27 protein-coding genes and 2 pseudogenes are annotated in these 26,590 nt (G+C 69.9%); 8 read left to right on the top strand and 21 right to left on the bottom strand.

All coding sequences use genetic code 11. The features are described 5' to 3' along the window. Positions 1-25: 25 nt before the first annotated feature. On the top strand, positions 26-919 hold the full coding sequence (rpoH, locus tag DK389_RS06555) for an RNA polymerase sigma factor RpoH (RefSeq protein WP_109888249.1): 894 nt from the start codon (positions 26-28) through the stop codon (positions 917-919). A gap of 161 nt (positions 920-1,080) precedes the next feature. On the opposite strand, the gene DK389_RS06550 is transcribed toward rpoH, so the two are convergent. The 7 genes from DK389_RS06550 to purB form a co-directional block, all read right to left on the bottom strand. Next, positions 1,081-2,604 carry a histidine kinase gene (locus DK389_RS06550; RefSeq protein ID WP_109888247.1) on the bottom strand — a complete coding sequence of 508 codons (1,524 nt, stop codon included), beginning with the start codon at positions 2,602-2,604 and terminating at the stop codon, positions 1,081-1,083. 91 nt (positions 2,605-2,695) lie between these two features. Then, entirely contained in the window at positions 2,696-3,988 is a 1,293-nt protein-coding gene (locus tag DK389_RS06545) for an adenylosuccinate synthase (RefSeq protein ID WP_109888245.1), read from the bottom strand. 172 nt (positions 3,989-4,160) lie between these two features. Next, positions 4,161-4,499 (bottom strand): hypothetical protein, encoded by a 339-nt coding sequence (locus DK389_RS06540; protein WP_109888243.1) that lies wholly within the window; start codon positions 4,497-4,499, stop codon positions 4,161-4,163. A gap of 83 nt (positions 4,500-4,582) precedes the next feature. After that, entirely contained in the window at positions 4,583-5,434 is an 852-nt protein-coding gene (locus tag DK389_RS06535) for a D-amino-acid transaminase (protein WP_109888242.1), read from the bottom strand. 263 nt (positions 5,435-5,697) lie between these two features. After that, positions 5,698-6,792, bottom strand: a complete 1,095-nt coding sequence (locus tag DK389_RS06530; RefSeq protein ID WP_109896087.1) for a catalase family protein — start codon at positions 6,790-6,792, stop codon at positions 5,698-5,700. A 40-nt stretch (positions 6,793-6,832) separates the two neighbouring features. Beyond that, positions 6,833-8,119 carry an SAM-dependent methyltransferase gene (locus tag DK389_RS06525; RefSeq protein WP_109888240.1) on the bottom strand — a complete coding sequence of 429 codons (1,287 nt, stop codon included), beginning with the start codon at positions 8,117-8,119 and terminating at the stop codon, positions 6,833-6,835. Between the two features lie 119 nt (positions 8,120-8,238). Next, positions 8,239-9,549 (bottom strand): adenylosuccinate lyase, encoded by a 1,311-nt coding sequence (gene purB, locus DK389_RS06520; RefSeq protein ID WP_109888238.1) that lies wholly within the window; start codon positions 9,547-9,549, stop codon positions 8,239-8,241. Between the two features lie 359 nt (positions 9,550-9,908). Between purB and DK389_RS06515 the strand changes: the two genes are divergently transcribed. Continuing rightward, positions 9,909-10,382, top strand: a complete 474-nt coding sequence (locus tag DK389_RS06515; RefSeq protein ID WP_162560532.1) for a hypothetical protein — start codon at positions 9,909-9,911, stop codon at positions 10,380-10,382. Between the two features lie 3 nt (positions 10,383-10,385). Here the strand turns inward: DK389_RS06515 and DK389_RS06510 are convergent, their stop codons facing one another. The 3 genes from DK389_RS06510 to DK389_RS06500 all read right to left on the bottom strand — a co-directional run bounded on the left by DK389_RS06510 (position 10,386) and on the right by DK389_RS06500 (position 11,920). Further along, positions 10,386-10,769 (bottom strand): response regulator, encoded by a 384-nt coding sequence (locus DK389_RS06510; RefSeq protein WP_109888235.1) that lies wholly within the window; start codon positions 10,767-10,769, stop codon positions 10,386-10,388. 154 nt (positions 10,770-10,923) lie between these two features. Then, positions 10,924-11,589: a hypothetical protein gene (locus tag DK389_RS06505; RefSeq protein ID WP_194075167.1), complete on the bottom strand. Its 666-nt coding sequence runs from the start codon at positions 11,587-11,589 to the stop codon at positions 10,924-10,926. Between the two features lie 91 nt (positions 11,590-11,680). Then, positions 11,681-11,920: a hypothetical protein gene (locus DK389_RS06500; RefSeq protein WP_109888233.1), complete on the bottom strand. Its 240-nt coding sequence runs from the start codon at positions 11,918-11,920 to the stop codon at positions 11,681-11,683. A 343-nt stretch (positions 11,921-12,263) separates the two neighbouring features. On the opposite strand from DK389_RS06500, the gene DK389_RS06495 reads away from it, so the two are divergent. Beyond that, a complete protein-coding gene (locus tag DK389_RS06495; protein ID WP_109888232.1) occupies positions 12,264-12,533 on the top strand; it encodes a hypothetical protein in 270 nt (89 codons plus the stop codon). 72 nt (positions 12,534-12,605) lie between these two features. On the opposite strand, the gene DK389_RS06490 is transcribed toward DK389_RS06495, so the two are convergent. From DK389_RS06490 to DK389_RS06480, 3 genes are all read right to left on the bottom strand, one after another. Beyond that, positions 12,606-12,971 carry a response regulator gene (locus tag DK389_RS06490; RefSeq protein WP_109888230.1) on the bottom strand — a complete coding sequence of 122 codons (366 nt, stop codon included), beginning with the start codon at positions 12,969-12,971 and terminating at the stop codon, positions 12,606-12,608. Positions 12,972-13,043: 72 nt separating this feature from the next. Continuing rightward, entirely contained in the window at positions 13,044-14,417 is a 1,374-nt protein-coding gene (locus DK389_RS06485; protein ID WP_418292046.1) for a polyhydroxyalkanoate depolymerase, read from the bottom strand. Between the two features lie 146 nt (positions 14,418-14,563). Then, the gene (locus DK389_RS06480; RefSeq protein WP_109888226.1) at positions 14,564-14,764 is read right to left on the bottom strand and encodes a hypothetical protein; all 201 of its coding nucleotides are present in this window, start codon (positions 14,762-14,764) and stop codon (positions 14,564-14,566) included. A gap of 432 nt (positions 14,765-15,196) precedes the next feature. On the opposite strand from DK389_RS06480, the gene DK389_RS06475 reads away from it, so the two are divergent. Further along, positions 15,197-17,323 (top strand): TonB-dependent receptor, encoded by a 2,127-nt coding sequence (locus tag DK389_RS06475; RefSeq protein WP_109888225.1) that lies wholly within the window; start codon positions 15,197-15,199, stop codon positions 17,321-17,323. Between the two features lie 40 nt (positions 17,324-17,363). Here DK389_RS06475 and DK389_RS06470 read toward each other — a convergent pair whose 3' ends face one another. The 5 genes and pseudogenes from DK389_RS06470 to hemB all read right to left on the bottom strand — a co-directional run bounded on the left by DK389_RS06470 (position 17,364) and on the right by hemB (position 21,464). Then, positions 17,364-18,110, bottom strand: coding sequence for an arginyltransferase (locus DK389_RS06470; RefSeq protein WP_109888223.1), 747 nt, complete (start codon positions 18,108-18,110; stop codon positions 17,364-17,366). A 128-nt stretch (positions 18,111-18,238) separates the two neighbouring features. Then, on the bottom strand, positions 18,239-18,724 hold the full coding sequence (locus DK389_RS06465) for an RDD family protein (RefSeq protein ID WP_109888222.1): 486 nt from the start codon (positions 18,722-18,724) through the stop codon (positions 18,239-18,241). A gap of 76 nt (positions 18,725-18,800) precedes the next feature. Continuing rightward, a pseudogene (locus tag DK389_RS35115) lies at positions 18,801-19,854 on the bottom strand (cache domain-containing protein). 156 nt (positions 19,855-20,010) lie between these two features. After that, positions 20,011-20,397: a hypothetical protein gene (locus DK389_RS06450; protein WP_109888216.1), complete on the bottom strand. Its 387-nt coding sequence runs from the start codon at positions 20,395-20,397 to the stop codon at positions 20,011-20,013. After that, positions 20,394-21,464: a porphobilinogen synthase gene (gene hemB / locus DK389_RS06445; RefSeq protein WP_109888214.1), complete on the bottom strand. Its 1,071-nt coding sequence runs from the start codon at positions 21,462-21,464 to the stop codon at positions 20,394-20,396. Before hemB ends, DK389_RS06450 begins: the two co-directional genes overlap by 4 nt. Positions 21,465-21,628: 164 nt before the next feature. Between hemB and DK389_RS06440 the strand changes: the two genes are divergently transcribed. The 3 genes from DK389_RS06440 (at position 21,629) to ldtR (ending at position 23,819) form a co-directional block, all read left to right on the top strand. Continuing rightward, a complete protein-coding gene (locus DK389_RS06440; protein ID WP_109888213.1) occupies positions 21,629-22,690 on the top strand; it encodes an enoyl-CoA hydratase/isomerase family protein in 1,062 nt (353 codons plus the stop codon). A gap of 1 nt (position 22,691) precedes the next feature. Continuing rightward, positions 22,692-23,144 (top strand): DUF6163 family protein, encoded by a 453-nt coding sequence (locus DK389_RS06435; RefSeq protein ID WP_109888211.1) that lies wholly within the window; start codon positions 22,692-22,694, stop codon positions 23,142-23,144. A gap of 162 nt (positions 23,145-23,306) precedes the next feature. Further along, positions 23,307-23,819 carry a transcriptional regulator LdtR gene (gene ldtR / locus DK389_RS06430; protein ID WP_109888209.1) on the top strand — a complete coding sequence of 171 codons (513 nt, stop codon included), beginning with the start codon at positions 23,307-23,309 and terminating at the stop codon, positions 23,817-23,819. A gap of 330 nt (positions 23,820-24,149) precedes the next feature. Here the strand turns inward: ldtR and pqqA (DK389_RS06425) are convergent, their stop codons facing one another. From pqqA (DK389_RS06425) to pqqA (DK389_RS06415), 3 genes are all read right to left on the bottom strand, one after another. Then, on the bottom strand, positions 24,150-24,239 hold the full coding sequence (gene pqqA, locus DK389_RS06425) for a pyrroloquinoline quinone precursor peptide PqqA (protein ID WP_109888207.1): 90 nt from the start codon (positions 24,237-24,239) through the stop codon (positions 24,150-24,152). Positions 24,240-24,308: 69 nt separating this feature from the next. Further along, a complete protein-coding gene (pqqA, locus tag DK389_RS06420) occupies positions 24,309-24,398 on the bottom strand; it encodes a pyrroloquinoline quinone precursor peptide PqqA (protein ID WP_109888207.1) in 90 nt (29 codons plus the stop codon). 65 nt (positions 24,399-24,463) lie between these two features. Next, entirely contained in the window at positions 24,464-24,553 is a 90-nt protein-coding gene (gene pqqA / locus DK389_RS06415) for a pyrroloquinoline quinone precursor peptide PqqA (protein WP_109888205.1), read from the bottom strand. A 529-nt stretch (positions 24,554-25,082) separates the two neighbouring features. Between pqqA (DK389_RS06415) and mgtE the strand changes: the two are divergent. After that, positions 25,083-26,452: pseudogene (gene mgtE / locus DK389_RS06410) on the top strand (magnesium transporter). Positions 26,453-26,590: the final 138 nt, after the last annotated feature.

Raw genomic sequence — 26,590 nt, 5'->3', positions numbered from 1 at the left:
GGGGGACAGTCCAAGGAGGTATGCCATGGCAGGCGCTTTGCCCGTGCTCGCCAACGAGGGTGGCCTTTCGCGCTACCTCGATGAGATCCGCAAGTTCCCGATGCTGGAGCCGACGGAGGAGTTCACCCTCGCCAAGAGCTGGCGGGACCACGGCGACCGGGAGGCGGCCCACCGGCTGGTGACCTCGCACCTGCGCCTCGTCGCGAAGATCGCCATGGGCTACCGCGGCTACGGTTTGCCGATCGGCGAGGTCGTGTCCGAGGGCAATGTCGGCCTGATGCAGGCGGTCAAGCGCTTCGATCCCGACAAGGGCTTCCGCCTCGCCACCTACGCCATGTGGTGGATCAAGGCCGCGATCCAGGAATACATTCTGCGCTCGTGGTCCCTCGTGAAGATGGGCACCACGGCCAACCAGAAGAAGCTCTTCTTCAACCTGCGCAAGGCCAAGGGTCGCATCTCCGCCCTCGACGAGGGCGATCTGCGTCCCGATCAGGTCCAGCACATCGCGACCCGCCTCGGCGTGCCCGAGCAGGACGTGATCGAGATGAACCGGCGCCTGTCCGGCGACACCTCGCTGAACGCTCCCTTACGGGAAGAGGGCGAGGGGGAGTGGCAGGACTGGCTCGTGGACAACAGCCCGAGCCAGGAGACGGTGCTCGCCCGCGAGGAGGAGGGGCAGAATCGCCTCTCGGCGCTCCGCGACGCGCTCTCCGTCCTCAACCCGCGCGAGCGGCGCATCTTCGAGGCGCGGCGGCTCGCCGACGACCCGATCACCCTGGAGGATCTCTCGGGCGAATTCGGCGTCTCCCGCGAGCGCGTCCGCCAGATCGAGGTCCGCGCCTTCGAGAAGGTGCAGGAGGCGGTCAAGAAGAACCTCGCCGTGCGCGAGTTGCCACGGGCCGGCGCCGGAGCCGCCTGACGCGAGGTCGGTGACCCCGGCGCTCGTCCGTCCGGAACAAGGTGGGTGAGAGGCGGCGGCGTTCCGGGAGGGACGTCTGTGCCTCGCCCGGTCGGCGTTCCGCGAAACCGACCTCTCCCGATCGGGAAAGGCGAGGCGCGTTCTCCCGTCCGCTCGACCGACTATCGCCACTGCTCGAAGGCGCGCTGCAGCGCGTAGGCGCCGGAATTGCCCTTCTCGAACGTGATCACGGCGCGCTGGCCGCTCGCGTACTTCACCGCAAGGTCGAACCAGTTGCGGTGGAGCAGAAGGTCGGTGTTGCGGTCGACGTCGTTGCGCAGGGACGACAGGCCGATCAGGAACAGGTTCTCGCGCACCCGCACCGGCAGGCCGGAGAGGGGCGAGCCGCGGGCGGCCTCCTCGTCCTTAGCCTGGAGCAGGCCGATATCCTGGACGGCGCGCCGCTCGCCCTCCGGTCCGCTCGGCGTGAAGGCGAGCTTGATCGTGTGCGAGGCGGGCAGCGTCGGGTCGAGATTGCGCTGGAGCGTCGCCACCAGGGTCAGGCCCGCCTCGGGGAATTCGAGCGTCGCGACGACCGCCGTCTCGAGCGGCTGGCCTTGCTCGCCGCTCACCGAATCGAGGCGCCAGACCGCGCGGCCCGTGGTCGAGGTCGGCTGCGCGTTCTGGCCCGCGGTGTTCTCCTCGATCAGGGTGGCGCGCTGCGCCACCGCGAGATCGGCTTGGCTCGGCGGAGCGGCCTGGGCCGGAGCCTCGTTCTGCGCGGTGCCGGAGGCCCCCTGGGCCGGCTGGGCCGGGGCCGGCTCGCCGCCGACCCGGTCGGAAAACTTCTGGTCGCTGCCGTCGGCGGGTGCACTCGTCTCGGCATCGTTCTGCTGAAGATCGGCCGGCTTGTCGCGCAGCAGGAAGGCCGCGACCGCGATGAGGCCGATCACCAGGGCGAGCACCGCACCGACGAAGGCGTTGCGCAGGAGCTTCGAGCGGCCCCCGCGGGGCGGCACGACGTCGATGCGCGGGCGCTGGCGGCCGCCGTCGCTGCGGGCGGAGGCGCCCTCGGCGTCCGGCTCCGCGTCCCGGCCGGCGGCCTCGGCCTCGCCGAGGGGGAGGGCCGGACCGGGCTCCTCGGGTTCGGCAGCCTTGGCCGGCTCCCTCGCCTTGCGGGGCGCGATGGCGAGCGGCGGGGCGTCGCGCACCGGCTCCGGCTCGGCCGGGACCGTCGTGGGGCCGAGGTCGGGTGGCGGGGCCGGCGGCAGGGACGGCTCGTGCCGGCTCGACTCCGCCTCGACGAAGACGGGGGGCGAGGGCTGGCGGCGCGTCTCCGGCTCCGCCTCGAACAGGCCGTCGTCGCTCACGGGCTCGGGCCTGCGGGCCTCTGCCGGTTCGGGAGGCGCCGAGAAGGGCACGGCTTCCGGCGCGGGCGGCGGGGGGGCCGGTTCCGGCAAAGCGGCGGCCAGGGCCGCGTCGTTCGCGGGCAACGGCGCGCCGTAATCCACCTCGAGCCGCTCGATCGCCGCGTCGAGGGCCTTGCTCTCGAGGTCGATGTCCTCCTGCGAGAGTGGCGGCTCGAGGGAGCGGAGCTGACCGATCAGGGCGCCGCGCGCGCGGTCGTAGACCGCCTTGCGCATGGCGGGCGAGCGGTCGGGCAGGGCGTCCAGCGCCCGCGCCAGCAACGGATAGTAGTCGGCCATCGTGCCCGGATCCGCCCTCTCGCCCTGTCCTCTTGCCGTCGCGCTCCCGCGCCGCCCGCGCCGGCTCGAGCCGGACCGGCCGTGCCCGGGCTCAATCCTCGAACGGGTTGTGCATCAGGATGGTGTCGTCGCGCTCGGGCGAGGTCGAGAGCAGGGCGACGGGCGCCCCGATCAGTTCCTCGATCCGCCGCACGTACTTGATCGCCTGGGCCGGCAGGTCCGCCCAGGAACGGGCGCCCGCGCTGGTGCCGCTCCAGCCCGGGATCGTCTCGTAGACCGGGGTGACGCGCGCCTGCGCGCCCTGGCTCGCCGGCAGGTGGTCGAGGCGGGTCCCATCGATCTCGTAGCCGGTGCAGACGCGGATTTCCTCGAACCCGTCCAGCACGTCGAGCTTCGTGAGGGCGATGCCGTCGATGCCCGAGGTCTGCACCGTCTGGCGCACGAGCGCCGCGTCGAACCAGCCGCAGCGGCGCTTGCGTCCCGTCACGGTGCCGAATTCGTGGCCGCGCTCGCCGATGCGCTCGCCGACCGCGTCGTGCAGCTCGGTCGGGAAGGGGCCCTCGCCGACGCGGGTCGTGTAGGCCTTGGCGATGCCGAGCACGTAGCCGATGGCGCCAGGGCCTAGCCCTGAGCCCGTCGCGGCCTGCCCCGCCACGGTGTTGGAGGAGGTCACGAACGGGTAGGTGCCGTGGTCGACGTCGAGGAGCGCGCCCTGCGCTCCCTCGAACAGGATGCGCTTGCCGGCGCGGCGCGCCTCGTCGAGGAGGTGCCAGACCGTGTCCTGGTAGGGCAGCACCCGGTCGGCGATCCCGGCAAGTTCCTCGTAGATCGCGTCGGGCGAGAATTCGGGGAGGCCGAAGCCGCGGCGCAGCGCGTTGTGGTGGGCGAGCAGCCGCTCGATCTTGGGGGCGAGCGTGTCGAGTTCCGACAGGTCCATCAGGCGGATCGCGCGGCGGCCCACCTTGTCCTCGTAGGCCGGGCCGATGCCGCGCTTCGTGGTGCCGATCTTGGTGCCGGGGGCGCCATCCTCGCGCAGGGCGTCGAGCTCCCGGTGCAGGGAGAGGATCAGCGTGGCGTTGTCGGCGATGCGCAGGTTCTCGCGGCTCACGCGCACGCCCTGCGCGGTGATCCGGTCGATCTCGGAGACGAGGGCGTAGGGGTCGAGCACGACGCCGTTGCCGATCACGCCGAGCGTGTCGGGCCGCACGACGCCGGAGGGCAGCAGGGAGAGCTTGTAGACCGCCTCGCCGATCACCAGCGTGTGGCCCGCGTTGTGGCCGCCCTGGAAGCGAACCACGATGTCGGCCTGCTCCGACAGCCAGTCGACGATCTTGCCTTTGCCTTCGTCGCCCCACTGGGCGCCTACGACGACGACGTTCGCCATGCGCTCAATACCCGTACCGTTCTGCAAGGACGGGCGCCGGGCCCGACGGCTCCCGGTAACCCGTTGTCGGTAGGGTCTTTCAGCGATCCAGCCCGGGAAATCAAGCAAAGCGGCCGCAACCCGGCCAGACGGAAGGGGATGGCGTCCATCCCGCGCCCGCTGCCGGCCGGGCCTACTTCGCCTCGGTGTTCGGCTGCTGGCCGGGCAAGTCGCCGGGCTTGATCACCGGCATCGTGCCCGCATTCGGCTCTGGCGGCTTCACGACCATGCCGGGCGCCGCGATGCCCGGCGGCTTGATGACGCCGTCGTTCTTCTCGAGCTTGTCGCTCAGGGTGCCGTTCGTGCTCGATCCGTCGTCGGGCCGCACCTTCTCGGGCGGGGTCTGGCTCTGGGCGGGCAGATTCGGGTCGGTGTCGCGCCCTTTCAGGGGCGCGTCGGGCTGCTGCGCGAGGGCCGCACCGGCGGTGAGGCAGAGCGCGAGCACGGCGAGTCCGGGGATCAGTCTCGGCATCTTTTCCTCTCTCGGAAACTCTCAAGTTCCGAGAGGAACCGCTACCTGTCCGATCCGTTCCTGCCGGCGCGGCCCCGCGCCGTTCACGATTCGCGGGCCATCGCGAGGTAGAGCTCGCGCAGCCGCCGCGTCCGGGGGCCGGGCCGGCCCTCGCCGACCGGCCGCCCGTCGATCGCCACGACCGGCATCACGAACGCCGAGGCGCTGGTATAGAACGCCTCCGCCGCCGCGTAAGCCTCCTCGACGGAGAAGGGCCGCTCCTCGATCCCGAGGCCGCCTTCCGCGGCGAGCCGCAGCACCGCCTTGCGGGTGATGCCGGGCAGAATCGCCGTCGAGAGCGGCCGGGTCACGATGCGGTCGTCGCCCGTCACGATGAAGGCGGTGGAGGAGGAGCCCTCGGTGACCACGCCATCCTCGACCATCCAGGCTTCCGCGACATTGGCCGCGGCGGCCGACTGCTTGGCGAGCACCTGTGCCAGCAAGGCCACTGACTTGATGTCCCGCCGCTTCCAGCGCAGGTCCTCCACGGTGATCACCTTCGCGCCGGTCTCGGCGAGGGGATTGGCCCGGATCGCCTTTCCTTGCGTGAACATCACGACGGTCGGCGGCGTGCCGGCAGCCGGGAAGGCGAAATCGCGCTCGGCGACGCCCCGCGTGACCTGCATGTAGACGAGGCCCTCGGTGAGGCCGTTGCGGGCGACGAGGTCGATCTGCAGGCGCGTCCATGCCTCGATTGTGTACGGGTTGGCGATGCCGATCTCGGAGAGCGAGCGGTCGAGCCGGGCCAGATGGGCCGCGTTGTCGACGAGCCGCCCGTCCAGCACGGCCGAGACCTCGTAGATCCCGTCCGCGAACAGGAAGCCCCGGTCCATGATCGGGACGCGCGCCTCCTCGAAGGGGACGAAGCGTCCATCGAGATACACGGTGCGGGACATAGTCTCTCCTCGGGAGCGGGAACCCCTTCCAAGCACCGGCACGCCGCCGCCCGCAAGTGGCTTGACGGCAGGGCAGGGTGCAGGATTCGTGCAGGCCGCCACCGGCCCCCTCTCCCGATCGGGAGAGGGTCGGGGTGAGGGGGCGACCTCTGCGGAAACGCCGCACCCCTCACCCGGTCCGCTGAAGCGAAACCGGCCTCTCCCGGACGGGAGAGGTGGTCGGTCGCGCCGACCCATGAAGCCTCGGTCGTGGCCGGTTTACGTCAGAGGCCCGCCTGAGCGAGGCTGCCGGGCTCATGGATCGGGCAGCGGTTGTGCTCGGCCCGGAAACCGGAGGATTTCGGGTAGACGGCGCGGCGCGCCCGCATGATTGAGCCCAGCGGCTGGTGTGCCGCGAGCCCGTGCCACGGGCTGAAGGCGAGGCCGTCGTCGATCGCCTTCACCTTGCCCTCGCTCCAGGCCTCCTGCCTGGGCACCGTGATGCGGGCGACCGCCCGGTAGGGGCTCTCCGCCTCGGACCAGGGCACCGAGGCGTCCTCGATCGGCATCGTCTCGGCATTCGTCCAGAGCTGTGCCCGCACCTCCCAGACGCCCTCGTGCTCCGCGAAGAAGGCGACCACCGCCTCGCGCAGGCCGTTCGGCTTGCCGTTGACGTTGAGGGCGGCGTCGGTGAGGGCGGTCAATTCCGGCGAGACCGGCGCCACCGCGACCTTGGCCACGTAATCGCCCCAGCGCACCGGGACTTGGCTGAAGAAGGTCTCGCCGAGGATGTGCGTCTCGGGGTGGCCGCCGAGCGCGATCACCGTCGCGCTCTTGGTACCCAGCGCCTCCAGCACGGTCTCGACGCCGCGCAACGTCGCGGAGAAGGCCTTCTTGAAGATCTGCGGCGTGTCCGTCGTCGCGGCGAGAAGCTTCAGGCTCTTGAGGAAGGCCTTTGCGTCCGGCGCCACGAAGGCGGGCGCGTTCGCCATCACGAAATCCTGGGTCGAGCCCTCCGCGCCCGGCAGCCGCTCGCCCTCGACGCCGAGGATCTTGATCGCGAGGCCGCGGGGCGTCGAGACGCTGTCGTCGAGGATGTCGCCAGGATTGGTGGAGAGGCGCAGCACGACGTCGTGCGTGCCGGGCTTGGCGAACAGCCCTTGCGCGAGAAGCGGGTCGAGCCCCGTCAGCACCTCCAGCCTGCCGGTGAGGAGCCCGTGCCCCTTGGCGTGCACGCCGCGCACGGCGTGGCCGTAATCCTTGAGCGTGGTGCCCTGGATCTTGGCGAAGGTGGCGATCATGCCCTCGAAGGTCTCCGCCTCGTCGGGCCGCGGCGTTTCGACGGAGGGGGCGTAGGGGATCGGTCGGGCATCCGGCACGGGCGGCTCCTCGAGGAGGAAAACAATCTGCGTTTCGAGCTCAACGGTAGCCTGGGAGCTCCGTTCCGCGCGCCCGTTCACGGTCCGGCGCCAGAGCGGATTCGCGCCGCTGCAGGCGCCGCTCGGCGCGCGCGATGTAGTCACGGGTTGCCGGCACCACGTCGTTGCGGCGGGTGAGGAGGATCTGGAACACCACCGCGTCCTCGTGCCGGAAGGCGGCCTCGGCCGCCGCGAGGTACCAGTCCCACATCCGGCAGAAGCGGTCGTCGTAGAGGCGCTCGGCCTCGCTGCGCCGGGCGAGGAAGCGGGCGCGCCAGTCGCGCAGGGTGGCTGCATAGTGCAGGCGCAGCACCTCGACGTCGTTGAGGACGAGGCCCGACCCCTCGATCGCCGGCACCATCTCCGAGAGCGTCGGCAGATGACCGCCGGGGAAGATGTAGCGGGTGATCCAGGGATTCGTCGCCGCGGGGCGGCCGGTGCGGCCGATCGTGTGCAGGAGCATCACGCCGTCCTCCGCGAGGCGGTCCCGGCAGACGCGGAAGAAGCGGTCGTAATGCGCCGGCCCCACATGCTCGAACATGCCGACCGACACGATGCGGTCGAAGCGGCCGCGGACCGCGCGGTAATCCTCGAGCACGAACCGCACCCGGTCCGAGAGCCCCCGCGCCCCTGCGCGACCGAGCGCCGCCGCGTGCTGCTCGGCCGAGAGGGTGATGCCGTGCACCGTGGCGCATCCCGCAACCTCGGCGAGGTAGAGGCCCAGCCCGCCCCAGCCGCAGCCAATGTCGAGGATCCGGTGGCCGGGGCCCGCCATGAGCTTGGCCGCGATGTGGCGCTTCTTGGCGGCCTGCGCGGCGTCGAGGTCGATGCCCGGCGCGGCGTAGTAGGCGCAGGAATATTGCCAGTCCGCGTCGAGGAAGAGGCCGTAGAGCCGCCCGTCGAGGTCGTAGTGCCGGGCGACGTTGCGGCGGGCCCGGATGGGGCCGTTGCGATCGAGGAGGCGCCGCACGAGGCTGCGGGCGAGGCCGTGGCCGCGGAGCGGCGGGAAGCGAGGCGAGCCGTGGTTGGCCGCGAGCAGGACCGCCATCAGGTCGGGCAGCGTCCCGTCCTCGATGGTGAGGCGCCCATCCGTGAACAGCTCGCCGAGGCGGAGTTCCGGATCGAGGAGGGCGGCGCGCTCGGCCGCCGCGTCGCGGAAGCGGATCGCGACCTCGGGCCCGCGCCCGTCGCCCGCGTCGAAGCGGTGGCCGCTCGCCGTCGTCACGGTGAGCCGCCCGCTGAGGCCGCTCACCGCGAAGGCCCACTCTAGAATCCGGTCGAGCAGCACGCTGCAACCTCTAGACGCAGGACTTGTGTCCGCATGTAGAGGTTGTGTGTCTCGGCGTGGCCGTCAAGCGGTCCCGCCCGGTCGCGCCCTTTTCGTCGGGTCCGGACGAAAGGCCGCCCTCAAGCGTCCCGTCCGAACACCCGCTCGAAGATCGTGTCCACGTGCTTGAAGTGGTAGCCGAGGTCGAAGCATTCCTCGATCTGCTCCGGCTTCAGGGCCGCGGTGACCTCCGGGTCCGCCTTGAGCAGAGTCAGGAAGTCGCCCTCGCCGCGCCAGACCGGCATCGCGTTGCGCTGGACGAGGCGGTAGGCGTCCTCGCGCGAGAGACCGGCCTGGGTGAGCGCCAGCAGCACCCGCTGCGAGTGGACGAGCCCGCCGAGCCGGTCGAGGTTCTTCTGCATGTTGGCGGGGTAGATCAGCAGCTTGTCGACGACGCCGGTCAGCCGCGCCAGGGCGAAGTCGAGGGTGATCGTGGCATCCGGTCCGATCATCCGCTCAACGGAGGAATGCGAGATGTCCCGCTCGTGCCAGAGGGCGACGTTCTCCATCGCGGGCAGCGCGTAGGCCCGCACCATGCGGGCGAGGCCCGTCATGTTCTCGGTCAGCACCGGGTTGCGCTTGTGCGGCATCGCCGAGGAGCCCTTCTGGCCCTCCGAGAAGAACTCCTCGGCCTCCAGCACCTCGGTGCGCTGCAGGTGGCGGATCTCGATCGAGAGGCGCTCCACCGAGGATGCGACGACGCCGAGGGTGGCGAAGAACATGGCGTGCCGGTCGCGCGGGATCACTTGCGTCGAGACGGGCTCCGGCGTCAGGCCCATCTGCTGCGCCACGTATTCCTCGACCCGCGGGTCGATGTTGGCGAAGGTCCCGACCGCGCCCGAGATCGCGCAGGTGGCGACCTCCTCGCGGGCCGCGACGAGGCGCGCGCGAGCCCGCTCGAACTCGGCATAGGCCTGGGCGAGCTTGAGGCCGAAGGTGACGGGCTCGGCGTGGATGCCGTGCGAGCGGCCGATCGTCGGCGTGAGCCTGTGCTCGAAGGCCCGGCGCTTGAGGGCCGCGAGCAGCGCGTCGACGTCGGCGATCAGAATGTCGGCGGCCCGCACGAGCTGCACGTTGAGGCAGGTGTCGAGGACGTCGGACGAGGTCATGCCCTGATGGACGAAGCGGGCCTCGGGGCCGACGATCTCGGCGAGATGCGTCAGGAAGGCGATCACGTCGTGCTTCGTGACCGCCTCGATCTCGTCGATGCGGGCGACGTCGAAGACCGCGTCGCGGCCCTTCTCCCAGACCGTCTCGGCGGCCTCCCTCGGCACGACGCCGATCTCGGCCAGGGCCGTCGTGGCGTGCGCCTCGATCTCGAACCAGATCCGGAAGCGGGATTCCGGTGACCAGATCGCGGTCATCGCGGGGCGGCTGTAGCGGGGGATCATCGAAGACTTCCTGCAGGACGAACCCAGAGCGGCCCGCCGACGGGCTGATGGGCTTGATCGCGCGATGGCTAGTGAATGCGCCCGGCGATGGCAAGGCGCCGCGGGGCGCCGGTCGGGCGATGGTCCGGGACGCTTGGTCTTCGGCATGCCAGCATAATGCCGACCATGCAGAACAGCATTCGTAACTACTTCAAGTTTATCGACAGATAAACATATGTTGCATGCAGAGAACTGTACGGTTCACGACGCAGTAAGGTGACGTATTTTCGACATAAAAACGGGACCAGATCTCATGAGTTCAGTGCGGCAGCGTTTGAGTACGCCGTGCTGACGGGTGCAGTCTGATGTGGAGTATTCGGATGGCGAGGTGCGTGCCGGTGGCGATGGCAGCGGGCCTCGCCTGCATCCTCTGGGGCTCCGCGGCGGAGGCGGCGCATTGCCGGTCGGGGCAGTATTACCGCCCCTCGCGCGGGATCTGCGTCTCCGAGCGGGCCTTCCGGCGCGACGTGCAGCGGGCAGGCCACCACGCGGTGCGCGGCGGGCGGCGCCTCGCCCGGCACGGGCGCAATGTCCGGATCGTCTACGTGGAGCGCGAGGTGCCGGTCTACGTCGAGCGCCCGGCGCGCCGGGAAGCGTTCGTGCCCAAGCCCGCCCTGGTCGCGCTCGCGAGCGCCGATGCCGACACCATCCCCGCCACCACGGGCTCGGTCGGCGCCCCCGTCGCCGCGGTCCCGGAGCAGGCGCCCCCCGTGTCGCTTCCCTACGTGACGGGCGGCCTGCAATCGCTCAACCCGCTGCCGCCGAAGCCGAAGGGCTGGGAGTGGCAGCGCTGAGGCTCACCGCCCCCCGGCCGCCTGCTCGGCGGCCTTGAGCACGTCGATCGAGCGCCACGGCTTCTGCAGATAGGTCGCGCCAGCGGGCAGATGCTCGATCCGGTCGCCCGGATCCCCCGAGGTCACGAGGAGCTTGATCCAGGGCCACCGGGTGCTCACCGCGCGGGCAAGGTCCACCCCGTCGAGGATGCAGGGCAGGCGCACGTCCGCGAAGATCAGCGCCACCTCGCTCGCGTGGCTGCGCAGGTGGAACAGGGCCTCCTCGCCGCTATCCGCCTCGACGACACGCAGATCCGTCTCTTCGAGGACCGCGGCGGCGAGGTTGCGCAGGGCGCGGTCGTCCTCGACGACGAGGGCGGTTCGCGCGGGTGGCGTGGCCTGTCCCATTCCCATCTCCATCGCTGCGCCCGGTGCCGGTCGGCCCGCTCGACCGCCGGTGCCACAGGCTCTCGATGGAAGGCGGCCGCGCCGATGCGCTTGCCCCAAGTAACCACGACCACCTCCCCCGGTTCAATCCCGGCGGCGCGCGATCAATTCACGCTCAATCTTCCGGGATCGGCCCCTGGGCGGCGGGCTCGTCGTCCCGGCCCTCCTCGCGGGAGGGCGGCCTGGCGGGCGCCGCGACGCTCGGACGCGGGGGCGTGCCGGCGATGTCCTCGGGCGCGCGCAGGTCGATCGTCTGGGTCTGAGGGGCGCTCACCCGGTAGCCGAGGGCATGGGCGGTGCCGGCGAGGTCCTTGGCGGCGGCGCGGCCGCTCTCGAGCCCGTGGCAGACCGCGAAATAGGTGGCGGCGACGTTGGCGTAGCGCCGCACGGCCTCGCGAGAATCCTCGGTGGCGAAGGGCGCGAGCAGGATGCCGACCGTGCGGCCCTGCTTCTCCGCGACGACGGCGGGCCGGGTCTGCGAGCAGTAGACGTAGCCCGTCTCCTCGGCGCGCGCCTCGCGCCCGCTCGGGCTCGCGCGGTAGGTCCGGAACCGCGTCCGCTTGAGGGTGCCTTCCGGCGTGCTGCGCACCGGTTCGACCGCGAGGATCGCGAACTCGTCGCACCCGTCCGGCTGGCAGAGGCCGCGGACGAGTTCGGGCCGGTTGTAATCCTGGCGGCCCTTGTCCGCCGCCCTGTCTTGGGTCTGGGCCGGAGCTTGGGCCTGGGCCGCCCCGACGGCGCCCGCGAGCCAGAGCCCGGCGAGAGTGGTTCCGATCCGCATCGCGTGCCTCCATCCCCCGAGCGCGTCGGTTAGGGAGAGAGTTTGGCCGTCCCGAGGCAGGTACGCGGTCGCGCGGAGCGGAGGAGGTGCCTCAGCCGCGCCGGTCCCGCGCGTCGCGGGAGGCGCTGATCGCGGTCGCGGGCGCCGGGGGAGCGCTCGCGATCTCCGGGCTGCCAGCGAGACCGCCGAAGGCGGCGGCGACGTGCAGGCCGAGAACGGGGACGAAGACGAGCCCCATCATGAACAGGATGATGAGGGCGATGCTCCGGTCGCGGGCCGGGCGGGCGTTGCCCTTGCGGGCGCGGCGGGTCTCAATCTGGTGGGTCGTCATGGCTCACCTCGTTCGAACGGCCGCCCCTGGGCCGTTCGCGGGCGAGCCCGATCAGGCGATCAGGCGCGGTTCTCGCGGGCGGCCGAAGGCGGCACGAACCATCGACTACTGTCGCTGGGCATGGGGTTTGCAGGTTCCTGTGGGGCCGCGCGCTGCCCTCGGGCAGGGTCGCGACTGGAACCGACATGATGCAGGGCAATGGTTTCGTCAACCCTAAGAGGCGCGTCGGCGGCATGCTCGGACCGGGACTCTCGCCACCGTGGCAATGCTTCCACAGGCAATCCCGCGGCGTCGGCATCGTGCTAAGCCTGCGCGCTCCGGGAGACGATCGAGGGAGGCAGCGATGGCCGAACAACGCGCGCTCCGGGCGCCGATCGATCACGAGGTTCTGCTCGGGGAGATCCAGCACCTTCTCGGGGCGCTCGCCGACGTCGAGACGGATTTCGCCGTGGCCTGCGAGGAGCGCGGCTGGAGCGCGAGCGGGGAGGGGGCTCCGAGCCCCGACCGCAAAACGCTCGAGGCGGAGCGCCAGCGCCGCCGGGAGCCGCTGATCCGGCGCCTCGACAGCCTCGACCGGGCCTGCCGCGCCCTTCAAGCGGGCAACGCGGCCTGAGGACCGCCTGCCCGCGGCGAAGCCTCTAGCCGGAAGCGTCTCGCCAGAAGCCTCTTGCCGCCCCGTCGCCGCTCAGCCCAGCAGGATCTGCGCGATCCGATCCGGCTCCACCGGCTTCTCGCAATGGCGATGGGCCGCGTAGCGCGGCGGGATCGTCGCGGTGTCGTAGCCCGTGGCGAACAGGAACGGCACGCCCCGCTCCGAGAGCGCGTCGGCGACCGGGAAGGCCATCTCGCCCCGCAGGTTGATGTCGAGGACCGCGGCGTCGAGGTCCGGCGTCGCCGCGATGAGGTCGAGGGCGGCCCGGACGCTCGGCACCGGGCCCACCACATGGGCGCCGCTCGACTCGAAATGCCGCTGCATGTCGAAGGCGATGAAGTAGTCGTCCTCCACCAGGAGCACGTGGCGCCCCGCGAGCGATCGGCGATCCTCGGGCATGCGTCCTCCTGGCCGAGCGCGACGACACCGCGCGAGGATGCCACGAGCGCGACCGGCACGCCTTGCGGCACGTTAGGAGCGCGCGCGCAACTCGATCACCTCCGCGCGATCAGGCCGCTTCGAAGCCGCCTTCTCCGGCAGCCGGGGCCCGTTCGGCCCGACGGTGGAGACCGATGCGCGCTGCGGCGCGGGCCGGGCCCGGCCGCCGATCAGGATTGGGCGGTCCGCGGGCTTCCGCCGCTCGATCGGGCGCGCATGCGCCGCCATGAAGGCCGCGAGCTTCGGGGCGATCTCGGTGCGGAAGCGCGTGCCGTTGAAGATGCCGTAATGGCCGGCGCCGGGCTGGAGATGATAGGCCTTTTTCCCGGCGACGAGGTTCGGCGTCAGGTCGAGGACGGCGCGAGTCTGGCCGACGCCCGTGATGTCGTCCTTCTCGCCCTCGACCGCCATGATCGCGCAGCGGCGGATCGCCGAGGGATCGACCGGCCGGCCGCGATGGAGCATGCGGCCCTGCGGCAGGGCGTGGTCGATGAACACGGTCCGGATCGTCTCCAGGTAGAACTCCGCCGTGAGGTCCATGACCGCGAGGTACTCGTCGTAGAAGGCGCGGTGCTTGGTGGCGGAATCGCCGTCCCCCTCGACGAGGTGGTTGAACATGTCCCAGTGCGCGCTGAGGTGCCGGTCGAGGTTCATGCTCATGAAGCCGCCGAGCTGCAGGAAGCCCGGATAGACCGCGCGGCCCTGGCCCGCATGGCTCCACGGCACCGTGTGGATGCAGTGCTGCTCGAACCACGCGAAGCCGCGCTCCTCGGCGAGCCGGTTCACCGCGGTCGGCGCCACGCGCGTGTCGATCGGCCCGCCGATGAAGGTGGCGGTGCGAGGCACGCGCGGGTGGTTCTCGGCCTCCATCCGGGAAACGGCCGCGAGCACCGGCACCGAGGGCTGGCACACGGCCGCGACGTTGAGGTCCGGGCCGAGCTCGGAGAACAGGCTGATGCAGAGGTCGACGTAATCGTCGAGGCCGAATCGGCCGGCCGAGACCGGGATGTCCTTGGCATCGAGCCAGTCGGTGATGAACACCTGATGGGTGTCGAGGAAGGCCTCGACGGTGCCGCGCAGGAGGGTCGCGTAATGGCCCGACATCGGCGCCACGAGGAGCAGCTTCGGCTTCGTGCGCCGCGCATCCGGCGCCGCCTCGCCGAAGGCGAGGACGCGGCAGAAGGGATGCTCGAAGACCACGCGCTCGGGCACGCCGAGATCGAAGACGGGCTTCGCGTAGGTGCGGGTCGCCCGCTCGAACATCTCGCACGAGGCCGCCATCATGCGGCTGCCCGGCGCGAGGGCGAAGGGATTGAAGGGATTGTCGCAGGCAAGCTTTACTGCATCGGCGGCAAGTCTCACCGGTGCAAGCATAAGGTTACACGTATCGCGTGTGAGATACAGCAAAGCGTGCGCTCCCTCGAACAGCACGCCGTCGCCGCTGTCCTTCATCTCATCTTGGGGACGTCCAACGCGCGATGGTGATGTTGGGTTGCTCCTGAAAAGAAGCCGGCTGTTGATGACGCCACCGTGGAGAGGCCCGGCGGACGGCCTCAGGCCGCCCGGCGACGGGCCCGAAGACCGAGCGGGCCGGCATGCAAGCGGTCGATCAAGGTTGCGATCTCGTCGCTGACCGGGGCATGGGGCGCGGGCGGCAACGCGTCGCGCAGGAGGGGAGAGAGATCCTTCACGAATCCGCGCAGGGCGGCCGATTCGAGGGGGCGCGGATCCGGACGGGTGAATGAGGTCGGCATGGTGTTCCTCTCTCGTGATCCCGATCCCCCCATGCGGTCACGCTCTCGCGGGGAAAATGTGGCGGCCGCCATCCGTCCTGTTGATTCTCATGGAGTGTGCTGTTTCGGGCACGGAACCGGTGGTCGGGTGGAAGACGAGGCATTGCTGCGCTCTCCCACCCGATCCGTATGTTGCTGATCGGCAACACGCAGAAACATACGGTTGCAGTCTGGAAGAAATCCAGGATGAAAAGCCCGTCTGGATTCGCAAGGCGACGGACCGGCTTAGCACGTTACTTAAATTCCTTCTTAGAATTCCTTTAGGAAAGGGCCGGTGATTTACGGTTCGCTACCGCTTGCTCGCGCAACGACCGCGATTACAGCGCTCCCGTCACCGCACGCCGAGACGTGCGGACGTCCTGGACAGAACGGGACGCAACCGGGCCGGGAGCCATGAAGACCACATCTGAAGCTTGCATCGTCGGCCTCCTCCTCGCCGGTCCCGTCCTTGCCGCCCCGGCGCGCGCCCAGCCGGTGCCCGGCAACGAGTCCGTGACGCTTGATCAGCTCAGCGTGGAGGGTCTGCGCGGCAATACGGTCGGCTACCTGACGAAGCGCAGCTCGACGGCGACGAAGACCGACACGCCCCTGATCGATACGCCGCAATCCGTCACGATCGTGACGCAGCAGCAGATCCGCGACCAAGGTTTCCAGAGCATCAACGAGGCGATCCGCTACGTGCCGGGCGTGATCCCGCATCAGGGCGAGGGCAACCGCGACGACGTCGTCATCCGCGGCCAGCGCTCCAACGCGGATTTCTTCGTCAACGGCATCCGCGACGACGTCCAGTACTACCGCGACCTCTACAACACGCAGCGGATCGAGGTGCTGAAGGGCCCGAACGCGATGATCTTCGGCCGCGGTGGCGGCGGCGGCGTCATCAACCGCGTCCTCAAGGAGGCGGACGGCGTCCCGATCCGCGAGGTGCTGGTCCAGGGTGGCGAGTACTGGAACAAGCGCGTAGCGATCGATGCGGGCGACCGGGTCAGCGACAGCGTGTTCTTCCGCCTCAACGGCGTCTTCGAGGACACGGCAACCTATCGCGACTTCGTCGATATCCGCCGCTACGGCGTCAACCCGACGATGACCTTCCTGCTCGGGCCGGCGACGACGCTGAAGCTCTCCTACGAGTACTTCCACGACGACCGCACGACGGACCGCGGCATCCCCTCGCAATTCGGGCGGCCCTACCGCAACCGCGACAACGTCTCGACCTTCTTCGGCAACCCGGACCTCAACCGGGCGCGGGTGGATGCCAACATCGCCACGGCCGTGCTCGACCACCAGTTCGAGTCCGGCGTGCAGATGCACGGCCAGCTCCGCTTCGCCGACTACCAGAAGTTTTACCAGAACATCTTCCCGGGCGGCGCGGTGAACGCCGCAGGCAACCGGGTCAACCTGTCGGCCTACAACAACGAGACCGACCGGACGAACTATTTCAGCCAGAACGACTTCACCTACAAGTTCGAGACCGGCCCGCTGCGCCACACTCTGCTCGGCGGCTTCGAGCTCGGCTACCAGCAGGGGCTCTCCTATCGGCAGGACGGGTTCTTCGACACGACGGGCACGCAGACCCTCGTCGTCAACCCGCTGGCCCCGGTCAGCCGCGTCGGCGTCACCTTCCGCAACCTCGCCTCGGGCGCCAACAGCCTCTACGACCTCGGCCTCGCCGCCGCCTACGCGCAGGACCAGATCGAGGTGAACGAGCACCTGCAGTTCATCGGGGGCCTGCGCTACGACCATTTCGACTTCAGCTCGCGCGACCGGCGCACCAACGTCACGGTCGGCCGGGTCGACGACCTCCTGTCGCCGCGGGCGGGCGTCGTCGTGAAGCCCTTCGCGAACCTCGCCTTCTACGGCAGTTACAGCGTGTCCTACCTGCCCTCGGCCGGCGACCAGTTCAGCGCGCTCACGCCCGGCACGGCGATCGCGCAGCCGGAGAAGTTCGAGAACGCCGAGATCGGCGTGAAGTACGACGTCACCCCGGCCTTCCAGCTCACCGGCGCGCTCTACAATCTCGACCGCACGAACCAGCGCCTCGCCGACCCGAACCGGCCGGGCTTCTTCCTCCTGTCCGGCCGCACCAACACCCAAGGGGCCGAGATTGGCGCGAACGGATACGTGACCGACTGGTGGCAGATCGCGGGTGGCTACGCCTTCACCGACGCCCGCATCGCCAGCGACGTCTCGACCACCATCGTCCGGGGCAACACGGTCGGGCTCGTGCCGTTCAACACCTTCACCCTGTGGAACAAGTTCGACGTGACGGAGCGCTTCTCGGTCGGCGTCGGCTTCATCAACCAGACCCACACCTTCGCGTCCTCGGACGACACGGTGCGGTTGCCGAGCTTCTCCCGCTTCGACCTCGGCCTGTTCTACAAGCTGAGCGAGACGGTGCGGGCGCAGGTCAACATCGAGAACCTGTTCGACCGGCGCTACATCGCCACCGCCGACGGCAACAACAACATCACGCCGGGTGCGCCGCGGCTGATCCGCGTGCAGCTGATCGCGCTGTTCTGAGGCCGGGCCGGCGCCGTCCCGCGGAGCCGGGCCGGCGCCCCTATTCCACCCGCGCCCAGCCCTGCGCGAGCAGGCGTTCCTGGGGCAGGAAGCGGGCCTTGTAGTCCATCTTGCGGGAGCCCTCGACCCAGTAGCCGAGGTAGAGGTAGGGCAGGCCGAGCGCCCGCGCGCGCTGGATGTGGTCGAGGATCATGTGGGTCCCGAGCGAGCGCGCGGCCTCCTCGGGATCGTAGAACGAGTAGACCATCGACAGGCCGTCGGCGAGGACGTCGGTCAGGCAGAGAGCGAGCGGCGCGCCGGTGCCGCGGCCGTTGATCGCCGTGTCCGGCCCGCGGCGGCGGTAGGTCACGAGATGCGTGTCGACGTGGCTGTCCTCGATCATCATGGCGTAGTCGAGCACGGTCATGTCGACCATGCCGCCGTCCCCGTGGCGGGCGTCGAGATAGCGGCGGAACAGGGCGTACTGCTCCGAGGCCGGGCGGTTCGTCTCCGGATTGCCGACGAGGTCGGCGTTGCGGGCGATGATGCGGCGCTGGCTCGCGGTGGGCCGGAAATCGTCCACGACCACCCGCACCGAGATGCAGGCGCGGCAGGTCTCGCAGGCGGGCCGGTAGGCGATGGTCTGCGAGCGCCGGAAGCCGCCCTGCGTCAGGATCTCGTTGAGATCGCGGGCGCGCCGCCCGACGAGGTGAGTGAAAACCTTCCGCTCTTCCTGCCCCGGCAGGTAGGGGCAGGGGGAGGGGGCCGTGAGATAGAATTGGGGGGTATCGCGCGGGTGGCTCGTCACGCTTCAGGTCGCCCTCGAGGCCGGCGGCACGCTCCGCGCCGCCACCTTTGAGTGTAGCGTCGATAAGGCGCCGCTCAACAGCCTCGTTTGTGCCGCGGGCCGGATTTCAACGTCGGGAAACGGACCGTTCAGGCCGCCCGCACCACGGCGAGGCCGAGGATGAGGTCGTGGCCGAGGCGGCGGTCGCTGCGCATCACGCCGAACAGCATGTCGACGAACCAGAGCAGGAAGGTCGAGAGCGCGACGTAGAAGAGCAGCGCGTGCACGGCGGCCGTGATCATGTCGACCCGCCGGCCGCTCTCGGCGACGACGCGCAGGCCCATCATCCGCATGCCGATCGTGCTCTGGCGGGCGCCGCCGACCGTGATCATGCTGTAGAGCACCCCGCTCGCGGGCAGGATCGCGAACAACGTCCACCCCAGTCCAAACGTGATCACTCCGAGCACCGCGATCGCGAGCCAGAGCAGCATCGAGAACCCGAAGATGAACAGGATGTCGAGCAGGTAGGCGACGAAGCGCGCCCCGAGGCTCCCGCGTATGGCGGGCAGGGTCATCGGGGCGGCGTAGCCGGGCGCGTCGAGGCGCTCGGCATAACCGGGCGGGGGATTGAGCATGGCCGCGTCCTCAAGGGGGCGAGACAGTCGCCGCCGATGAGGTAGGAAGCCTCGTCGCTCCGCTCAAGATCGCCCCTCAGCCGATCTCCTGCTCGATGACGCCCCGCCAGCCGAGCCCGCGGTAGGTCTCGTAGCCCGGCGTGGCGTGGAAGGCGACGAGGCGGCCGCCCGCGTCGATATAGGCGCCCTGGGCCGCCCCCTCCGTGCGGAGGGGGTAGCGCTCGGACAGGATGCCCCTGCCCCTGGAGCAGGCGATGACCCGGTTCTCCGCATCGAGCAGCAGGACGCGGCTGCGCGCCCGCTCGTCGGCGGCGAGCCGCACCCCCTCCACCACGGCGCGCGCCTGCGGCTCCCAGTCGAAATGGATCGCGAGGTAGCCGAGGGGGGCCCCAGCGCCTCGCCGTTCTCGCGGATCGAGGCCGCGTAGGTGGCGGTCTGGGCCCCGCCGAGGCCCGCGGCGCGGCCGACATCGGCCACCGCGAACGCGTCCCCGCTAGTTAGGCGGCGGGCCCGCTCGAACCAGGGCTCGGCCCGCACGTCGCGTCCGCGCACGTCGAACCGGTCGGGACGGCCGTTGGCGATCACCCGCCCGTCGAGGCTGCACAGCCAGAGATCGAGATAGACCGTGTAGGAGGACAGGATGACGCCGAGCCGCTGGCTCGCGTAGGCGCGCGCCGCCTCGGTTGGGTCGGCGGCGCAATCGACCAGGGCGGCGTCGGTGGCCCACCAGCGCACGTCGCAGGTGCGCTCGTAGAGATTGCGGTCGATGATCTCGATCGCGTTGAGTGCGAGGTCGACGCAGCGCTCCGACCGCGCCTCGGCGGCCAGCCGTCCCACCGCCTCCGTGAGCGTGGCGACGCCCTCGCCGAGGGAGGTGCCGAGCCGCGCCGTCAGCCCGTCGATCTCGCCCGCGACCCCCGGACTTCCTGGGCCACTACGGAGAAGCCGGCCCCGTGGGATCCCGCATGGGCGGCCTCGATCAGCGCGTTCATGGCGAGGAGATGCATGCGCCGGGTGATGTTGCGGATCGCGCCGATGCTGGTCGCGGTCGAGACCTTCAGGGCACTGGTCGAGCGATCGACGATCGTTGCGAGACTTTCGGATCCGGCTGACCGATGGGCAATGCTCATTTTCTGCTTATTCCAGCGGAAGATGAGTCACATTTGACCGATTCCGTACAAAAGGAGTCTTAATGCAGTGCAATACCGATGCACCAATTTTTTGCACTGCGGTAGCAGGTCTTGGCGATTGCGATGGCAGGTTGTCGGTCGCTCGCGCGTCGGCGCTCAATTCTGGCGCACGGCTCGCCCCGGGTCGGCGGCCTCGGCATCCGGCGTGTCGAGGTAGTAGCGCTTGAGGAGATACAGGGCCGCGCCGCCGAGCGGAGTGCCATCGTTGGTGATGCCGATCAATTCGGCGCCCGCGTTGAAACGGCAGAGCGCGGCGTGGGGCCGTGGCCCGATTGCGTAATCGACGCGCACGCTGTCGGCCGTGGAGGCCGAGCCCGCGCGCAGGATCCGCAAGTCCGTCTCGCCCGGCACCAGGGCGGGCACGGCGCGCCGGCAGAGCGTGACGCGCTGGCGCTGCACCGCGCTCTCGCAGGCCGCGAGGCTGACGAGGAAGCCGCCGAGCGCGCCGGCGAGCAGGAGCCCGCGGGCGCCGCGCCGCGTCACGCCCCGGCGCGCAGGCGCTCGGCGATGCGCGGCGCGTAGTAGGTCAGCACTCCGTCGGCGCCCGCGCGCTTGAAGGCGAGCAGGCTCTCGGCCATGGCGCGCTCGCCGTCGAGCCAGCCGTTGCGGACGGCGGCCTCGATCATCGCGTACTCGCCCGACACCTGGTAGGCGAAGGTCGGCACGCCGAACTCGTCCTTCACCCGGCGGATGATGTCGAGATAGGGCAGGCCCGGCTTCACCATCACGGAATCGGCGCCCTCGGCGAGGTCGAGGGCGACCTCGCGCAGGGCCTCGGCGCCGTTGCCGGGATCCATTTGGTAGGTCCGCTTGTCGCCGACGAGGGCCGCCTGCGTGCCGATGGCGTCGCGGAAGGGGCCGTAGAAGGCGCTCGCGTATTTCGCCGCGTAGGCCATGATCTGGACATCGCGGAAGCCCGCCTTGTCGAGACCGGCCCGGATCGCGCCGACCCGCCCGTCCATCATGTCGGAGGGGGCTATGATGTCGGTGCCGGCCTCCGCCTGGATCAGGCTCTGCTCCACGAGGAGCGCCACGGTCTCGTCGTTGAGGATGGCACCTTCTTCCAGGAGCCCGTCATGGCCGTGGCTCGTGTAGGGATCAAGGGCGACGTCGGTCATCACGCCGATCTCGGGAACCGCCTTCTTCACGGCCCGCACGGCCTGGCAGACCAGGTTGTCGCGGTTGAGCGCCTCGGACCCCGTGGGATCGCGCAACGCCTTCTCCGTGTAGGGAAAGAAGGAGATGGCCGGGATGCCGAGGCGGGCCGCCCGCTCGGCCTCGCGCACGATCTCGTCGACGCTGAGCCGCTCGACGCCGGGCATCGAGGCGATGGGCTCGCGCCGGCCCGCACCCTCGATCACGAAGAGGGGCCAGATCAGGTCGTCGACGGTGAGCGTGTGCTCGCGGACGAGGCGGCGGGACCACTCTGCCTTGCGGTTGCGGCGCGGGCGCTGGGTGATCTTCAGGCTCTCGCCGCGGCTATCCTCCCGCGCGGTCTCGACGGCGAGCCGTCGCGGCTGGGGCGTGTCGTTAGACGGGGCGTGCGGCATGGCTGCGCTTGTTCGTGTGTGACACCGGGGCGGGCTGGGGGGCGCCGCCGCGAGCCCGGGCCTACCACTTCGCGAATCCGCTTGAAACCCGGCCGCCCGCAGGCTCGGTTGACGCGGGCCGCCTCGCCGGAGTCTAAGCGTCCGGCATGGGAGACCCGCAGAGCATGACGAGCGAGGCTGGAGGCGAGATCCTGTTCGAGCGGCGCGGGCCCCTCGGCCTCGTCACCCTCAACCGGCCGAAGGCGCTGAACGCCCTGTCCCTGCCGATGATCCGGGCGATGCACGCGCAGCTCCGCGCCTGGGAGGAGGACGATTCCATTAGCCGGGTCGCCGTGCGCGGCGCGGGCGGGCGTGCCTTCTGCGCGGGCGGCGACATCCGCCGGATCTACGAGGTGGCGCGAGCCGGCGACGAGACGGAGCTCTACGAGATCTGGGCCGGCGAGTACGGCCTCGTCGCCTATGTGGGCCGCTACCCGAAGCCCTATGTTTCGCTGATCGACGGCATCGTGATGGGCGGCGGCGTCGGGATCTCGCTGCACGGCGAGTACCGGGTCGCGGGTGCGAACTATTCCTTCGCCATGCCCGAGGTCGGCATCGGCCTGTTTCCCGATGTCGGGATGACCCACGCGCTGCCGCGGCTGCCGGGGCACACGGGGTTCTACCTCGCGCTGACGGGCGCGCGCATCGGGGCGGGCGACGCTCTCGCCGTCGGGCTCGCGACGCATCACGTGCCCGGCACCGATTTCGACGCGCTCGTCGACCGCCTCGCCGCGGGCGTCGCGGTGACGGACGCGATCGCGCCGCACGCCGCGCCGCCGCCTCCGGCCGGATCGCTGGTCTCCGAGCGGGCCCTCATCGAGGCCTGTTTCGACGCCGAGACGGTGCCGGAGGTCTTGGAGCGGCTCGACGCGCGGGCTGCGGCCGGCTCAACCTTCGCGGCCGAGACGGCGGCGCTGATGCGCACGCGCTCGCCCACGAGCCTGTGCATCGCTCGCGAGCAGATGCGGCGCGGCGTGAATCTCAGCCTCGCCGAGGCGATCCTCGCCGAGTACCGGCTCGTCACCCGCCTGATGGAGGGCGCCGACTTCTTCGAGGGCGTGCGCGCGGTGATCGTCGACAAGGACGGCAAGCCTGCCTGGCGGCCCGCCCGCCTCGAGGAGGTCGATCTCGACGCGGTGCGGGCGGCGTTCGGACCGTCCGGCTGGCCCGAGCCGCGGTTCGCCTGAGATGCGCGGCCCGGGACGGATCGGTCGGGGGGCGCTCGGGGATCCCGCGGGGGATCGGATCGAGCGGGGCGCTGCGGCCCCCCGCACCACTTGGGACACGGTCCTCGTCTGGTTCATGCGGGTGACGGCCCTGCTCTGGCTCGCCAAGGGCGTTCATGCCTGGGCCACGATCCTCGATCTGGTGCCGGGCCCACGCTCCTTCGAGGCGGAGCCGGTGGGGCGGCAGGCCGTGATCGTCTACCTCGCCGTGATCGACCTGACGGCGGCGGTCGGCCTCTGGCTCACCAGTGCCTGGGGCGGGGTGATCTGGCTGCTCGCCGCGACCTCGGCCCTGACCCTCGCGACGCTCACGCCGCAGCTCCTGCCGACGCCGCTTCCGGTCGTGATCGTGCAGGCAAGTATAGTTGCGGTTTACTTCGTGTTGTCGTGGTTTGCGGCGCGCGAGAGCCGGTAAATGGAAGGTTGATGGAACCGTTTCAGTTTGCATTTACCGAGAGAAGTAAATCGCGAATTCATCCTGTCGCTTAAATCGCCTTTCATTCCCGACCCATACGTTGTGCCCATAAGCGGCGTCGGACTTCACGGCGACCGACACAACAATCGGGTGAGGCACACGATGAAGACCCAGGCCGTCAAGGTTGTCGAAACCACCTCCGCCCTCGACGCTTCCGTGGCGAGCGGCTCCTATCTCGAGGCGCTGCATCTCGTGGAGCGCCTGCACCGGCGCCTCCTCGACGTGATCAAGGATGAGTTCGAGCGCCGCGGCCGCGAGGACGTCAACAGCGTCCAGGCGCTGCTCCTGTACAACATCGGCGACAAGGAGCTGACGGCGAGCGAGCTGCGCACCAAGGGCTACTATCTCGGCTCCAACGTCTCGTACAACGTCAAGAAGCTGGTCGAGGCCGGCTACCTCCACCACGCCCGCTCGAAGACGGACCGGCGCTCCGTGCGCATCAGCCTTACCGACAAGGGGCGGCAGGTGCACGAGATCATCCAGGGCCTCTACGACAAGCACGCCCGCACGATCCAGCCGATCGGTGGCATCTCGGATGACGATTTCGGCCGCCTCAATCAGGCGCTCGGCCGCCTCGAGCGCTTCTGGACGGACCAGATTCGCTACCGCCTCTGAGCACGGCCCGGAAGGCGTCGGGGAGCGATCGGTCCACCGCTGAGACCGTCCACCTCTCCGCTTCGGAGAGGGCGAATCGCGCCTCACGGAGACCTAACTCCCTTGCGGGAAGCACGCGTTCGGAGCGCCGTCACGCGCGCCGCTGCGGTTCGATCAGGCAATCAGCGACGACAGCCGGGAAGCCCGTCACGGGGCGCCCGGCTGTCGCGCGTCGCGTTTCCCGATGTCCTCGGGCACGGTCGCGTTCGCATCGGAGATCGGCAAAAAAGAAGGACGCCGTCCCCCGAAGGGAACGGCGCCCGAAGCCGATTCGCTGATGCGACGGTCAGCTTAGTGGAAGGTGTCGATCTCAGCCGACTCGTAGCTGGTGACTTCCATGCCGACGCAGACTTCCTGAACGATGGGGGCAGACCACTTCATGATGGATCTCCTGTTGGAATGAGGTGACAGGTTCGACGGTCGACCGGCTCGTCAGAGCTGGAAGAAGCCTTAGTGGAAGGTGTCGATCTCAGCGGACTCGTAGCTGGTGACTTCCATGCCGACGCAGACTTCCTGAACGATGGGGGCAGACCACTTCATAGCGTTTCTCCAGGGTTGAGTTTCAGTTTCGAAGGAGTGCTCGGCATGCCCGAGCCATCGACGCCTCAGTGGAAGGTATCGATCTCAGCGGACTCGTAGCTGGTGACCTCCATGCCGACGCAGACTTCCTGAACGACGGGGGCGGACCACTTCATGACGTGTCTCCTTCGCTTCGATGGAGAGAACATAGGCAATGTGTTGGGCACAATACAAGTGGGCCCTACACTTATATTTCTCATAGGATGTCGGGGTCATCCGAGGGCCGACGCCGGCAGAGACGCGATAGCGTAATTTGCCTTGTGTAGCAATGAGATGGTGATGTCGGTGACCGATGTCAACCGGGTCGGGCAAGGCGACCCGATGCTCGGTTCGGCGGCCCGCTCGGCGAGGCGGCGGCCCGGCCTGCATATGCACGGAAGTGCAGCTACGCTCGGCCCGGCCGCTTCCGCTTGACGGGATCGCCGTCCCGGCGCACCACCCCGGCGCCCGCGGCGACTCGGTGAGCCGTCGCGGTACAGGAATCCATCGACCGCGATGCCCAGCGACAGTTCCGATCGATCTCCCGAGCCGTGCCCGGCTCCGCGCCGCTGCCCCGCCTGACGCCCTGAGGCGCCTCCGGGACGCCCGCGCGTCGGTCGCGGGGCGAACCGGGGCAACGGTGCCGAGGAGCCGGAGGCGAGACCCATGACCGAATCTGTCGCCCTCGACGCGCGGGTCGACCCCGCCGTCCTCGCCGCGCGCCTCTCGGACGAGCGCGCCCCCGACATCGTCGAGGCCCTGAACGAGGAAGCGCCGGAGGTCGCCGCCGCAATCCTGCTCGGCCTTCCCCAGGAGCGGGCCGTCGAGGTGCTGGACCAGCCCGAGCTCGAATGCGCGGCCGACATCATCGAGATGCTGCCCCGTGACCGCGTCGCCGGCTACCTCTCCGGCATGTCGGCCGACCGGGTCACCGATATCTTCCGCGAAATCGAGGAGCCGGGGCGCTCGGACCTGCGCGCTCGCCTCGACGCCGAGACCCGCGGCGCCGTCGACCGCCTCAGCGCCTACGGCGAGGAGACGGTGGGCTCGCTGATGACGACGGAATTCGTGACGGTGCCGGGCAACTGGACCGTGGCCCAGACCCTCGACCATGTCCGCCGCGTCGAGAAGACCCGCGAGACCATCTACGCGATCTTCGTGCTCGACCCGCGCACCCGGGCGCTGACGAAGTCGGTTCCCCTGCGGCGCCTGATTTCCGGCGATCCCGAAGACAACGTGCTCTCGGTGGCACCCGGACGGCGCCCGCTCGCCGTCTCGCCGACGGCGGGCCGCGAGGAGGCGGCGAGGCTGATCTCGAAATACGATCTCCTCGCGCTGCCCGTGGTCGACGCGGTCGGCCACGTCATCGGCATCGTCACCGTCGACGACATGATCGACGCGATGGTCGAGAAGCAAACGCAGGACGTGCAGCGCTTCGGCGGCATGGAGGCGCTGCCCGAGCCCTACATGGACATCGGCTTCTTCACGATGATCCGCAAGCGCGCCGGCTGGCTCTGCGCCCTGTTCCTCTCCGAGATGCTGACGGCGTCCGCCATGCAGAGCTTCGAGGGCGAGCTGGAGAAGGCGCTCGTGCTGACGCTGTTCATCCCGCTCATCATGTCCTCGGGCGGCAATTCCGGCTCGCAGGCGACCTCCCTGCTGATCCGGGCGCTGGCGCTGCATCAGGTGCGGCTGCGCGACTGGTGGCGGGTGGCCCTGCGCGAAGTGCCGACCGGGCTCCTCCTCGGGGCGATCCTGGGGGGATCGGGATCGTGCGCATCGTGATCTGGCAGAAGGCCGGCTTCTATGATTACGGGCCGCACTGGCCCCTCGTGGCCGCGACCGTCGGCGCGGCGCTCGTCGGCATCGTCACCTTCGGCTCGCTCGCGGGCTCGATGCTGCCCTTCATCCTCCAGCGCATCGGCTTCGACCCCGCGACCGCCTCGGCGCCGTTCGTCGCCACCCTCGTCGACGTGACGGGGCTCGTCATCTACTTCACGGTGGCCCTGCTGATCCTGAGGGGCACGCTGCTATAGTGCTGCGCCGGCGCCCGGGAGCTTCCCCGGCCGCGAGGCGATGGTCACACGGCGCGGAGGATCGCCAGGACCGGGGGACCTCCGAGCCGGAACGCTCGGCCCGGCGCGGTCGCTCGGAGGCCGATGACGTTCGCGCGT

Source organism: Methylobacterium durans, assembly GCF_003173715.1.
Lineage (GTDB): Bacteria > Pseudomonadota > Alphaproteobacteria > Rhizobiales > Beijerinckiaceae > Methylobacterium > Methylobacterium durans.
This window is presented reverse-complemented; position numbering and strand designations above follow the sequence as displayed.

Bases quoted from the DNA above. Each gene is read 5' to 3' on its own strand.
- rpoH (WP_109888249.1), top strand. From the start codon at position 26: ATGGCAGGCGCTTTGCCCGTGCTCGCCAACGAGGGTGGCCTTTCGCGC.
- DK389_RS06550 (WP_109888247.1), bottom strand. From the start codon at position 2,604: ATGGCCGACTACTATCCGTTGCTGGCGCGGGCGCTGGACGCCCTGCCC.
- DK389_RS06545 (WP_109888245.1), bottom strand. From the start codon at position 3,988: ATGGCGAACGTCGTCGTCGTAGGCGCCCAGTGGGGCGACGAAGGCAAA.
- DK389_RS06540 (WP_109888243.1), bottom strand. From the start codon at position 4,499: ATGCCGAGACTGATCCCCGGACTCGCCGTGCTCGCGCTCTGCCTCACC.
- DK389_RS06535 (WP_109888242.1), bottom strand. From the start codon at position 5,434: ATGTCCCGCACCGTGTATCTCGATGGACGCTTCGTCCCCTTCGAGGAG.
- purB (WP_109888238.1), bottom strand. From the start codon at position 9,549: ATGATCCCCCGCTACAGCCGCCCCGCGATGACCGCGATCTGGTCACCG.
- DK389_RS06515 (WP_162560532.1), top strand. From the start codon at position 9,909: ATGGCGAGGTGCGTGCCGGTGGCGATGGCAGCGGGCCTCGCCTGCATC.
- DK389_RS06510 (WP_109888235.1), bottom strand. From the start codon at position 10,769: ATGGGACAGGCCACGCCACCCGCGCGAACCGCCCTCGTCGTCGAGGAC.
- DK389_RS06505 (WP_194075167.1), bottom strand. From the start codon at position 11,589: ATGCGGATCGGAACCACTCTCGCCGGGCTCTGGCTCGCGGGCGCCGTC.
- DK389_RS06500 (WP_109888233.1), bottom strand. From the start codon at position 11,920: ATGACGACCCACCAGATTGAGACCCGCCGCGCCCGCAAGGGCAACGCC.
- DK389_RS06495 (WP_109888232.1), top strand. From the start codon at position 12,264: ATGGCCGAACAACGCGCGCTCCGGGCGCCGATCGATCACGAGGTTCTG.
- DK389_RS06490 (WP_109888230.1), bottom strand. From the start codon at position 12,971: ATGCCCGAGGATCGCCGATCGCTCGCGGGGCGCCACGTGCTCCTGGTG.
- DK389_RS06480 (WP_109888226.1), bottom strand. From the start codon at position 14,764: ATGCCGACCTCATTCACCCGTCCGGATCCGCGCCCCCTCGAATCGGCC.
- DK389_RS06475 (WP_109888225.1), top strand. From the start codon at position 15,197: ATGAAGACCACATCTGAAGCTTGCATCGTCGGCCTCCTCCTCGCCGGT.
- DK389_RS06465 (WP_109888222.1), bottom strand. From the start codon at position 18,724: ATGCTCAATCCCCCGCCCGGTTATGCCGAGCGCCTCGACGCGCCCGGC.
- hemB (WP_109888214.1), bottom strand. From the start codon at position 21,464: ATGCCGCACGCCCCGTCTAACGACACGCCCCAGCCGCGACGGCTCGCC.
- DK389_RS06440 (WP_109888213.1), top strand. From the start codon at position 21,629: ATGACGAGCGAGGCTGGAGGCGAGATCCTGTTCGAGCGGCGCGGGCCC.
- DK389_RS06435 (WP_109888211.1), top strand. From the start codon at position 22,692: ATGCGCGGCCCGGGACGGATCGGTCGGGGGGCGCTCGGGGATCCCGCG.
- ldtR (WP_109888209.1), top strand. From the start codon at position 23,307: ATGAAGACCCAGGCCGTCAAGGTTGTCGAAACCACCTCCGCCCTCGAC.
- pqqA (WP_109888207.1), bottom strand. From the start codon at position 24,239: ATGAAGTGGTCTGCCCCCATCGTTCAGGAAGTCTGCGTCGGCATGGAA.
- pqqA (WP_109888207.1), bottom strand. From the start codon at position 24,398: ATGAAGTGGTCTGCCCCCATCGTTCAGGAAGTCTGCGTCGGCATGGAA.
- pqqA (WP_109888205.1), bottom strand. From the start codon at position 24,553: ATGAAGTGGTCCGCCCCCGTCGTTCAGGAAGTCTGCGTCGGCATGGAG.